An 11,134-nucleotide genomic window follows, 5' to 3' on the forward strand; every position below is an offset into this window, starting at 1 on the left:
CCTGGCCTCGCGCCTGCTCCGGCGAGAAGAACAGGTACTTGCCCTTCACCACTCCCGGCTCGGTGTTGAGGTCGCGCAGCTCCCGCGCCTTGGCCAGCCCGAAGTCGACGATCTTGACCTGCCCCTCGAAGCTGATGAGCACGTTCTCAGGCGAGATGTCGCGGTGGACGATGCTCAGCGGCTTGCCCCCATCGTCCTTGCGGGTGTGGGCGTACTGGAGGCCGCGGCAGATCTGGACGCCAATGAAGACCGCGGGAGGAACGGGGACCGAGCCTCCCGCGCGAACCGCGTGCTGCACGACGCTGTTGAGCGGCTGGCCGTCCACGTACTCCATGCCCACGAAGTACTCATTCTCCACCCGGCCGAAGTCGAACACCTGGGCGATGTTGTCGTGGGAGAGCGTGGCGCAGATGCGCGCCTCGCTGATCAACATGCTGGTGAAGGCGTAGTCGTCGGCGTACTCGGGGAGGACCTTCTTGATGAGCACCGTCTTGGCGAAGCCCGCCTCCCCGAGGAGCCGGGCGAGCCAGGTCTCGGCCATGCCGCCGTAACCGAGCCGGGAGACCAGCTCGTACCGCCCGAACCGCGTTCCAGGTTGCAGGGTCATTCCACGGCCATTCTACTCAAGCCCGCGTGGCGCCTGCTCGCCGTATTGCTGGGCAAGCAACCATCCTCCCGGATTCTGGCTGCGCTTGGTATCTGGTCCGGGCTGCACATCTCTACCGGGAGGGCAATGCCCTGAGTGGAAGGTTTCCCGTGCCGGCCGCTGAGGGCAGGCACCTGATCCCACGGAGCAACAAGCATGGAGCAGCAGATTGCGTTCATGGTCATCGGGTTGGTCACCGGCCTGCTCTGCCGCTTCATCGTGCCCACCCCCCCACGCATGGGGGGGTTCCGCATGCCCCTCATCGGCATGGTGGGAGGCCTCTTCGGAGGCCTGGTGGGGGGGAGCCTCCAGCCGGGGATGGAGAAGATGACCCTCGCGCTTCCCAGCATCATTGGCTGCTTCATTGGGGCACTCGTGGCGGTGTTCGGGGTGCTGCTGCTCAGCCGGAACCGAGCCCACGTCTAGCGAAGCGCCTGGCGAGGGCTCACAGCGTCAACCAATAGGCCAGTCCGTTCAAGTCTCCGAGCGACAGCGACACCGAGAGGCTCCGGAGCGGCGCCCCGGTGAAGGGCGACTCGCGAACACCCACGCTCACGCCCACCCGGTCCTGCAGCACCGAGCCATGCACCTCCAGTCCCCAGTCGAACCGGCGCTCGCCGCTCCAGTGCAGCGAGGCTCGAGGCCCCGCGCCCAGGGAGACTCCTCCCAGGTGCAGCGTGGGCCGCAGCCCCAGCGTGCTCGAGAGCCGATCGTTCTGGCTCTCGTAGTCGAGCGGCTCCACCTGGGACAGCAGGGACAGCCGCGGCGAGAGCCTGAGCGCGGGCTCGACCCAGGCCAGCGCCACTCCGCCGTGCGCCGCATCGAAGGCCACCCGGTAGGGCATCAGCCGCATCAGCCGCAGCTTCCATGCGCTGGCGCCCGGAGGAGGTGCCGCCGGCAGGCTGGAGGGATCGAGCTCGAAGCGGGGGGTGGGTGAAATGCTCACATCCCGGCGCGCCAGGAGCTGCCCTGCCGCGAGCCCCAGCCGCACGCCCTGCCGCGCGGTGGAGGCCGTGGCACCCTCCGGAAGCTCCTGCTGCAGCTCCACCACTGTGGCGCGATCCATGGCCCTGCGGATCGTCGTGCCCCACCAGCGCGCCGGATCCTGGAGCGCCAGGCGCATGTTCGCCTCCTGCCCTTGGAAGCCGTGCTTGCGCAGGCCCGTGAGGAACTCGTCGAAGCCCGGGTCCGCCAGACACAGCTGCTCCGTGTCTCCCGCCTTGCACGGCCGGCGGTGTGAGCGGAGCGCCGCGAGCGCCGCGGCGAGAGGGTCGTCCTCTGGCAGCCAGGGGCCCTCCTCCACCCAGGCCCAGGCCGGCTCACGCAGCAGCTCCTGGACCTGCTGACGGCTGCCCAGGGCGATCGCCAGCTCCTCTCGCGCGAGCGCGGTGAGGACGTGGCGGGCCCGCTTCGAGGCCAACAGCCCCATCCACTGCGCGTTGGCTCGCATCAACATTCCCACACAGCGCTGGGTCTGGGGATCTCCCAGGTCCAGCTCGTCCGAGGGGCCCGGAAGTCGCGCGGGCGCGGGCCGGCCGGTGAAGTAGGGATCCTGCGCGGCACAGCCCTGCACTGAGAGCGAGTGCACCGCGTCGTATACCCCGGCGTAATAGTCCAGCTCGCGCAGAGGGCGATCCATGAAGCCCGCGAAGTTGCCGAGCTGCGAGCCGGCCAGGGGCGCGAAGCGCGTGGTGACGAACAGGCGGCGCTCGGGAGCACGGCCCTGCTGAAGCGCCAGGGCCTGCTCGGACAGGGACTCCAGCGACGCCAGGAGCTGCCGCAGCGTCGGCACCAGCCCCGTCAGGACACGAATCACGCGCACCCGCCAGGCCAGCAGGCGGAGCTCTCCGGCATGCTCGCTGCCGTCGAACTCCCGTTGCTCCGCGGCGACTTCGGGCCGGAGCAGCACCTCGGACGCGGCGCCGAGGAGACGCTGGACGGGCTCTGGATCAAAGAGGCTCCCCTTCGGCAGCTCGTGCAGCCGCGAACGGGCCTCGCGCGCCAGCCCGGAGAGCCGAGGCTCCGGCATCACCTCGAGCCACCGGAGCTGCTCGTCCAGCACGGTGTTGGCGAGCTGGTGCGTGGCCGCACCCAGTCCCTGGCTGTTGCTCAGAGTGCTCAGGAAGGCCTCGCGCAACTGCCACTGCTGCGCCTCGGAGATCTCGCTGCGCGAGAGCAGATCCAGCTCGCCCGCGAAGAACTCGATGACCGATGAGCTCAGCTCCATGCCATCCCGGAACGCGGCCTGGGCACGCGGCCCTGGATCCTCGGCCTGCGCCAGTGGCTCGTCCACATAGCGGCGGAACTGGCCGCGAGCCTCGAGCAGCCTCGCCAGCGACGTGCCGAGCGACACCAGCTCCTCCACGGACAGGCGCTCGCCCACCTTCGCGGCCTGGACCGCATCCGCCTGGAGCGGATCCACCCCCGGCTCTCCGTGCAGCGCCCTGGCACAGCTCCCGAGCAGCCCTGGAATGGCGGTACCGCCGTCCTGCCCCGACAACCTCTGGACGCAGGAGAGCAACACCCGTCCACGCCGCAGCCGCTCGGACACGGACAGCGAGCCACGCGCGGGGAGCTCGGGCAGCCGCGCCTCGGTGACGCGCCCGTTCACGAGCGAGGCCAGCACGCCGTGAATGCCGGCATACCGCCGACCCGCGTCCGCCGCGCCCATGAGCAGGGTGCGCGTCGTGCGGTTCCAGTGCATGGCCCGCGCCGTGCGCCCCAGCTCCGAGTTGCGCGCGGTGGCCACCAGCCCACTGAAGAACTCGAGACTGCTGGCGAGGCTCGCCCCGGCCGGCGTGCCCTGGACAGAGGCGGAGGCGGCACGGGACTCGAAGCGACGGAAGTCGGGATCCACGAAGACGTAGGTGACGGGATTCCACAGACTGGGTCCCCGCCTCGACTCCACGAGCTCGATGGCCAGGCCCACGGGGGCGTTGTCGAAGACACCCCCGTCCACGTAGGGCCGGCGGCACAGCATCAGCTCCTGCCCCGGCGTGGAGCGAGCGGTGCAGGTGAGGCCCGTGAGGGGGCGCTCGGCGTCGGGCCCTGGGCAGGAGCCCTGCGGCACACGCTGCTCGAGCGGGCAGGAGGCCGTGCAGTCGCACAGCTCACGCGGGCTGAAGGCCACGGGGAAGGCGGCCGAAGCCAGCACCGCCTGGCTCACCTGATCCGAGTCGAGAGCGTGTCCGGGCGGCTCGGGATCGGGGCTCTCGCCTAGCATGAGCGCGCTGGAGGCCAGCTCTCCGTTGCCAGGCAGGGGCTGGTGATGCAGGCGCACCCGGCCACTGGGAGTGACTTCGAGCGCCAGCGGCACGACGAAGCGCTGGGTCATCGCTGGCAGCCCCGCGATGTGGCTCACCTCGGGTTTGACGCGAGTCACACTGAAGCCCAGGGGCACGCTGCACCCGGGCTGGAAGCGGCGCGTGGGGTTGGGGGTGAAGACCTGGGCTCGCAGCTGCGCGAGCGCCCGCTCCAGGGCCCGCCGCGAGAGGAGCCCATCGTCAGGCCTGTAGGCGCTGGCATCCTCGGGCAGCAGATCGTCCAGGCCCACGGGGAGCCATGTGTCCCTCAGCAGGTTGGAGTCGACGCTGTCGTCCGCGGAGGAGTCGGGGGCTTCGCACCAGAGCGCGGCGGCGAGCAGGGCGTTGATGCTGCCAGCGCTGGCGCCCGTGACGCCGATGAGGTTGGGGCGAAACGTGGGCCCCTGGATGGGCTCGGCGCGGGCGAGCCGAAGGAAGCGCACGGTGCCCCACGTCAGCCCGGCCTCATAGGCGCCGAGGCTCACACCACCGCTGATGGTGAGGGCGATGTCATGAGGAGGCGGTGCCTTCTCGGCGGCTCCCGCCACACATGCCAGCAGTCCCCCCAGGATGGCCACCCACCGGCCCCGGTACGGCAAGACACTCCTCCCGCTCTCGCAACCGCGCGGGAGTCTACACGGGCCCAGGCCGGGCTGCTGGCACCTCCACAGCCCTGACGACGCTCACGGAGGGGCACCGGCCATGAAGCCGGCACCCCGCCCGAGGTTGTGAGGACTACCCGCCGAGCACCTGCAGGGCCCGCGCGTAGTACTCGTCACGCGACGCCTTGCCGTTGTACCCGCCGTTCACCCGGTAGGTGATCGCGTCGAAGTTGCCCGCGTCCGCGTACTGGTTCAGGTTGCGGTTGTTCCAGTACCAGGCCGCCGTGCGGAAGCCCACGTCTGGATCCGCCGCGCGCGTCGGGTTGTTCTCCAGATCGATGCCCAGCGCCTGGCCCGCCGCCCGGTAGTTGGAGCGGCCCGTCAGCTGGATGGGCCCTCGCCCCTTGAACCGCATGCCGTCTCCCGGCTCCGTGTTGCCCAGATCCGTCCGGCCCTCGTAATCCGCACCCGAGGCGATCTCCTCCATGTAGCGGAACTCGCCGCTCTCGTGCGCCAGCTGAGCCAGGAACGCCGCCTGCCGCTTCGGCGTGTTGATGCCCGCCTCCTGCATCGCCGCGTTCAGGTGCGGCAGCATCTGCTGCGCCCGCGCCTCGCTCAGGTTCGGCATGATGGACCGCAGCTGCTGCATGCTCACCCCGCCCGCCGGGCCCGGCTCGTTGCCCGGCCCCGTCACAGGCCCCGGCCCCGTGGGGCCCGAGCTGCCGCCCGCCTTGGCCGTCAGCGCCTCACGCGTCAGCGGCCCGTAGTACCCCGTGCTCGGCACGCCGTGGTCCGCCTGGAAGCGCTTGAGCGAGGCCTCCGTCTGCGGACCGAACGTCCCCGGGCCCGTGTCCATCTGCGCCTGCGTCATGTACCCCAGATCCACCAGCGCCGACTGGAGCTGCCGCACCTCCTCACCCTGGTTGCCGCGCTGCAGATCGTTCTGCGGGACGCTGAAGCGCGCCGCCTCGGTGGGCGCACCCGGCTCGGGCGCACCCGGCTCGGTCGGGGTGGAGGGCGCCGGCTCACCGGGGCCCTGCGTGGCCGTGCCGCGATCGTTCACGAAGTACTTCACGTTCGCGTTGCCGAAGGAGTCCTTCACGTGGCCATCGTTGAAGTTGCGCGCGCCGGCCTGGGCGAGAGCAGGGCCGCGCTCGTTGATCTCACCGGGTCGCACCACCCCGATGTGGCCGATGCCACCCGGGTTGTGCCAGCTCGCCACCGTGGGGTGGCCCTGGTTGGCCATCTGCTGGGCCTCCTCGGCGCTCACCTCGCGCCAGCCGTGCGCGGGGCCCTGGTTCTGCAGCCACAGGTGTCCGCCGTTGGCGTCCAGCTCGCGGCCCTGGCCCACGCCCGTGGGGTTGCCCGCGCCGTCCACCCAGTGCGGGATCTCCGCGCCCATCGCCTTCGTCACATCCCACGCGAAGATGTTGCAGTAGGTGTTGCCATCGCGCGGCTGGTAGCGCGGGTTGCTGCCCACGCCGAACTGGTCGATGACATCCGCGTACGTGGCCGCGTTGCGATCGGACGGGCTGCCCTGCAGCGGGGCGTCCACGGGGATCCATGCGTTCGTGTTCGTGGTGCCGGGCGCCGCGCGGGTGCCGTCGAACTGGCCGCTGGCCGCCGACGGGATGCTGCCCGGAGCCGGCGCCGGCGCCGGGCGCGACTCGAAGCCGTCACCCGCCTGGGGGCCCGAGGAGGGCCGGGGCTTTGCGTCGAAGCCATCCGGAATGGTGAGCTGCCGACCCGTGATGATCAGGTTCGGGTTCTGGATGTTGTTGGCTTTGGCGATCGCGTCGACGGACGAGTTGTACCGGCGCGCGATGCTGCTGAGCGTTTCACCCGAGTTGATGGTGTGGATGGTCGACATGTGAGGGCTCCCGAAAATAACCAAACCGTTCGAAGGTTATTGTCGTACATGCCCTCACTAAGTTGCTTCGCGAATCAATTATTAGCAAATTCAACATCTTACACGGTCGCGAGAGCCATCCCCCGTGAGTTCCCACAGGCGGCTCACGGGACTTTCTTCGCGCCCGGGGCTGAAACGGTTCTTCCCCATTGGGAGTTCACGCCCTGGGAGCGGATGCGCCCCACGCAAGCCAGGCGCCACATCCCCGTCCGCCGCCCGGGCCGTGACTCTCTTGCCGGAGAGGCACCTGGCGGACCTTCTACTCGGGGCTATGGAGCCTTGGGGCTCTCAGGCCCAGGGGCCGCGCTCGGGGGGTCCACCCCCATCCAGAGCCGCGCCTCTGCGAGCACCTTGTTCGCCTCCTCGAGCGAGCCGACGTTCACCGTCACGTCCTCGCCATGCGAGTGCTCTCGGGCCAGCCGCCCCATCTGCATCTTCACCACGGTGGCCGAGGTCAGGTGTGCACAGCACGTCACCCCCTGCTTCCGCACCTGGCCGATGGCCTCTCCCAGCAGCTTCGACACGTCGAGGCTGGAGATCTGCAGCTCGCGCATGTCCGCCAGCACCAGGTGGGGCTTGCCCCCATAGCTCGCGGATGCCTCGAACAAGAGCCGGATGAATTCCTTCATCTCGCCCTCCTCGAAGAACCCCGCCATGTGCAGATAAAGGGTCCGCTCCGAAGGTTCGTTCCTCACGCTGTACTGAGCGGAGCCCATGGCTCTCCCTTCCGGCCGCGATGTCGTGACACGGGACCCCGACGATCCCGAGAAGCCAGCATAGCGGGACGGCGTCACACCCAGGAACGTTTCACGCCCCCTGCAATGTTGCGCTGGAAGCATATCCGGGAGCGGACACTCGTCACCTGCGGCAGGTGGGGGTGTACCGGCACGCGACCACAGCGGGTTGCTCGATGGGGTGGCCCGCCTGGATGGACCAGGCCAGCCGGATGAACTGGGCATGGGACCATGTGAGGGGTGTGGCCGAGAAGGTGCCCTCCCCTGCCACGAAGCCGGGCTGACCGGACGGAGGCCGTCCCTCCCAGACCTGCTCGGGCATCATGTACCCGTCGTTGCCGGAGCGAGCCATCGCCGCGAGCCAGGTGTCCGCCGGCTGGCCCACGGAGAGCGCGTACTCGCCCCGCTCGCCCGCGAAGATCGGCCAGGCCCGGCCGAGCGTCCGCCCGGTGTCCGGCTCGCTGATCTCCCACGGGCCTCCCTCGCGCGTCTCTCCGTACCCATCGAAGTCGTAGCGGCGCCAGAAGGAGCCGTTTGGGGTGTCGGCCTTGAGCTGCGCATCGATGACCGCCAGCGACTGCGCGATGACCGGATGGCTGGCGGGCTTCACCCCCAACCGCACGAGCTCCAGGAAGCTCGGATCCACCACCCGGCGCTGGTCCATGGCGGCCGGGCCTCCATCGCCCAGCGAGTACGTCGTCCCGGCGTTGGGGTTCCCATCCTTCGTCAGCCGCAGGTAGTACGGGTGCGACGCCAGCGGTCCATTCGTGGTGACCGTCCAGGCCTCTACCTGCCGCTGCCAGGAGTCCGCGGTCGTCTCGTAGCGCTCCGCGGAGGCCGTGTCCCCGTTGCGGCGCGCGAGATCCGCGGCACAGATGAGCCCGGCGATCTCCGCCGCGATCGTCCCCGGCGAGTAGCCACTCTGGTTCTCCCAGCGCTCCTGCGGGGAGGCAGGGCCGTGAGCGAGGAGGAAGTCCGCCGCCTTCTGGATGTGGCCGGTGTACGTCTCTCGATCGGCGCGACCCAGCTGCCATGCGAGGACGATGGGCAGGGCGACTTCATCCAGCTGGAGGTGGGTCCAGTGCGGGATGCCCTCCACCGTCGCGTTCTGCGGGAACGAGCCATCCGGCTTCTGCTGGACGTTGAAGAGGTGATCGAGCGCGCGCTCCGCTCCGGCCCGATCGCCCATGGCCAGGAGCGCGGTGGCGATCTGGTACAGGTCGCGCGACCACACGAGGTGATAGGCACCGGAGGGCTTCTCCAGCCCGAGCCCCCAGGCCCACGGCATGCTGGGCGAGGCGATGAAGGCGCCACGGTTCAGCTTGTCCTCCGAGGCCGCCAGCACCATGGCCGAGACGTCATAGGTGATCTGCCAGGGCTGAGCGCTCGCCGGAGCCGGCGTCAGCGAGTCCAGCCAGCCGTGCCAGCCCTCGGCGTAGCGCTGTGCCACCTGCTCGAAGCCGGTCCGCAGGGAGCTGCGAGCGGCCTCCAAGGCCTCCCGGGTGCTGGCGCCGAAGCCGAGCGCGATCGTCACGTGCTGCCGGCTGGCAAGCCCGTTCACCGGCAGCTTCCCCGTCTGCACCACGTTGCCCTCCGGCGCGGACTGATAGCTCCAGTCCATCTTGAAGTCGCCGCGCAGATCGCTCCAGCCGTCGCTCGCGTCCAGGTAGCCGCTCGACGTCTTCTCGAAGGGTGGCTGGGCAAGCAGGGCGCTCGCGGCCGTTCCATCCCGCGCAAGCAGCGCGTCCCCTTCGCTCATCCCCGAGTCGTCCATCCCATCGTTGGCGAGAGCGGGGTCGTACACGGCATAGAGCGCGTAAGGCTCTCCCGAGAGTGACTCGAGGCTGATGTCGATGAGGAGCGTGTTCCGCTCCGGATCGGTCACGTACGTCTTGGTGAGGCGGTACTTGCCGGATCTGGCGGTGTTCACCTGCTGGTAGGTGAGGCTACGTGGGTCGGCGAGCTCGATCTGGTGCTCAGTGGCCTCGATCTCCGGCTCGGCGAACGTCCGGCCATCGGAGACGACGAACCGCAGGTCCCGCACGCTTGGGGAGCCCAGGGTCGGGTAGTAGACCTCCGTCAGCTCGCCGGAGCCGAGCGTGTACCAGACCCGGCTCGTCTCACTCCTCGCGGTGCCGAACCCCACCTTGTTCGCTGGCGTCCAGAGCGCTGGGCCGCCTGGCTGTCCGGGCGCACGCGAGCCGGTACAGCCGGACACCGTGAGGACCATCGCCCATGCCAGCGCCTGAAGGGGACGGCCCTTCCCTCCCCTCGTGCTTCGACCACGGACTTCGAGCGTTGAGAAGGACATGCGCCGTTGCCTCCCGCGAATCTGGTGAGGCCAATAGGGAGGCCACCGGGCGTGAATGGCAACGCACTCACAGGCAGCCAGGCGGATGGTGGACAGAGGCTCTCCTCGGAAGTTGAGTGCTGAGCGTTCCTGCTGGAGCTCATTTCGCGCCTATGCTGCGGGCTCAAGCCAGCAAGGAGCCCCATGCGCCCAGTCCCCTCCGTCCTCTCTTCATGGCTCGTCCCCCTCCTCCTCAGCGTGCTCCTGGCTGCCTGCGGCCCCAAGAACCTGCAGGAGCGCACCCGTCACGGAGAGAAGCTGACCGACAAGTCCTCCACGCTGCTCGATGACGCGGAGAAGGCTCTGGCCAGACTGGACGCGGATCGCGCCGAAGAGCAGCTCGAGGACGCTCACAAGCTGCTGACCCACCCGGACATCGAGCTGGCCCCCGAGGCCGAGATGCTGCAATCCCGGCACGCGGAGCTCAAGGCCCGCGTCGGTCCCGCCCGCGAGGAGAAGGCACGCAAGGAGCTCGAAGCCGCCGTGGACAAGCAGCGCGACAACATCGTCCAGGCCATGAGCGACGTCACCACCGCGCTCGAGGCGCTCGAGCGCAAGGACGCCGGCCCCGTGCAGGTCAAGGCCGTGACCGATGCCGTCACGCGTGCCCGTGAGCGGCTGAAGGAGGGAAAGACGCTCGAGGCGAAGAGCGAAGACTACGGAGCCTCCGTGCGGCGCACCGAGCAGCGCCTGGACCAGGCCCTGGCGCAGGCCAAGAGCACGCAGCAGGTGCTCGACTTCGTCTCCGGCCCTGCCACCGCCCGCCAGGAGGCAGAGGAGCTGGAGAAGAAGGCCAAGGCAGAGAAGAACCTGGACATTCAGCTGACGCTCTACACGGACGCGCGAGCGCGCTTCCAGCGCTGCGGCGAGACTGCGAAGCAGCTGATCGCCAAGGCCCCCGAGCTCGAGAAGAGCCCCATCCAGGTGGGAGGCAAGGCCACCACGCCCAAGGCCGTTGCCTCCGGGTGCGGCTCGAAGGCGGACTCGCTCCAGAAGACCGTGGCGAAGTTGGAGCAGGCCAAGGCGGCCCGCGAGAAGAAGAAGAACGCCAGCGCCTCCAAGTCCAAGAAGGGCTGAGGCCCACCCCTCCCTCCCGAAGACAAAGATCGATATGTCTGCGCTCGCCCTGCGTTCATCAGCCTCTTCCCCCCTGTGAATGCAGGGAACCGGCCGGGGTTCCCATCTCACGAGGGGAACTCTTCCCGATATGACGAACTTGACGCGATGCGCACTCGCAGTCCTGGCGCTGTCGATAGCGGTGCTGGGCTGCAATGACGATCCCCCGCCAGGCGGGCCGGACGGTGGGACGCCGGATGCCGGCTACGAGTGGGATGGCACCTACACCCCGCTCGAGGAGAAGGGCGACAACATCGACACCGGCCCCTTCGCCGCGTGCTCCAGCTTCACCGTGAATGACGCGGGCATGCCGCTGCCCTGCGGCAGCCCGGAGACCTTCGACCTGTCTGCCTGCGACCAGAGCACGCTCTCGCGGCTGTCTCCCGATGGCATCTACGCCCTCCGCACGCGCTCCAGCAGCAGCCAGTTCTTCGGCTTTGGCTTCAACTCCTTCCAGATCTCGTCGACCGGCGGC

The 11,134-nt window shown here is 69.3% G+C and carries 7 protein-coding genes and 1 pseudogene; 3 read left to right on the forward strand and 5 right to left on the reverse strand.

Translation table 11 applies throughout. From position 1 onward, the window contains the following. Nucleotides 1-607 (reverse strand): serine/threonine-protein kinase (locus tag VD972_RS29195; RefSeq protein ID WP_324992039.1); only part of this gene is annotated, 607 nt, incomplete at its 3' end. Nucleotides 608-802: 195 nt separating this feature from the next. Between VD972_RS29195 and VD972_RS29200 the strand changes: the two genes are divergently transcribed. Beyond that, nucleotides 803-1,072 (forward strand): GlsB/YeaQ/YmgE family stress response membrane protein, encoded by a 270-nt coding sequence (locus VD972_RS29200; RefSeq protein ID WP_324992040.1) that lies wholly within the window; start codon nt 803-805, stop codon nt 1,070-1,072. Between the two features lie 19 nt (nt 1,073-1,091). Here VD972_RS29200 and VD972_RS29205 read toward each other — a convergent pair whose 3' ends face one another. The 4 genes from VD972_RS29205 to VD972_RS29220 all read right to left on the reverse strand — a co-directional run bounded on the left by VD972_RS29205 (nt 1,092) and on the right by VD972_RS29220 (nt 9,504). Continuing rightward, the gene (locus tag VD972_RS29205) at nt 1,092-4,547 is read right to left on the reverse strand and encodes a patatin-like phospholipase family protein (RefSeq protein WP_324992041.1); all 3,456 of its coding nucleotides are present in this window, start codon (nt 4,545-4,547) and stop codon (nt 1,092-1,094) included. 136 nt (nt 4,548-4,683) lie between these two features. Further along, nucleotides 4,684-6,420, reverse strand: coding sequence for a peptidoglycan-binding protein (locus VD972_RS29210; protein ID WP_324992042.1), 1,737 nt, complete (start codon nt 6,418-6,420; stop codon nt 4,684-4,686). A gap of 308 nt (nt 6,421-6,728) precedes the next feature. Next, the gene (locus tag VD972_RS29215; RefSeq protein WP_324992043.1) at nt 6,729-7,088 is read right to left on the reverse strand and encodes a hypothetical protein; all 360 of its coding nucleotides are present in this window, start codon (nt 7,086-7,088) and stop codon (nt 6,729-6,731) included. Nucleotides 7,089-7,317: 229 nt separating this feature from the next. Next, nucleotides 7,318-9,504, reverse strand: a complete 2,187-nt coding sequence (locus VD972_RS29220; protein WP_324992044.1) for a glycoside hydrolase family 15 protein — start codon at nt 9,502-9,504, stop codon at nt 7,318-7,320. A 183-nt stretch (nt 9,505-9,687) separates the two neighbouring features. On the opposite strand from VD972_RS29220, the gene VD972_RS29225 reads away from it, so the two are divergent. Beyond that, complete coding sequence (locus tag VD972_RS29225) at nt 9,688-10,620, forward strand: hypothetical protein (RefSeq protein WP_324992045.1); 933 nt, start codon at nt 9,688-9,690, stop codon at nt 10,618-10,620. Between the two features lie 130 nt (nt 10,621-10,750). Continuing rightward, a pseudogene (locus tag VD972_RS29230) lies at nt 10,751-11,134 on the forward strand (hypothetical protein); the annotation flags it as partial.

This window comes from Hyalangium sp. (assembly GCF_035629615.1).
Taxonomy (GTDB): Bacteria; Myxococcota; Myxococcia; order Myxococcales; family Myxococcaceae; genus Hyalangium.

Bases quoted from the DNA above. Each gene is read 5' to 3' on its own strand.
- VD972_RS29220 (WP_324992044.1), bottom strand. From the start codon at position 9,504: ATGTCCTTCTCAACGCTCGAAGTCCGTGGTCGAAGCACGAGGGGAGGG.
- VD972_RS29210 (WP_324992042.1), bottom strand. From the start codon at position 6,420: ATGTCGACCATCCACACCATCAACTCGGGTGAAACGCTCAGCAGCATC.
- VD972_RS29215 (WP_324992043.1), bottom strand. From the start codon at position 7,088: ATGAAGGAATTCATCCGGCTCTTGTTCGAGGCATCCGCGAGCTATGGG.
- VD972_RS29225 (WP_324992045.1), top strand. From the start codon at position 9,688: ATGCGCCCAGTCCCCTCCGTCCTCTCTTCATGGCTCGTCCCCCTCCTC.
- VD972_RS29200 (WP_324992040.1), top strand. From the start codon at position 803: ATGGAGCAGCAGATTGCGTTCATGGTCATCGGGTTGGTCACCGGCCTG.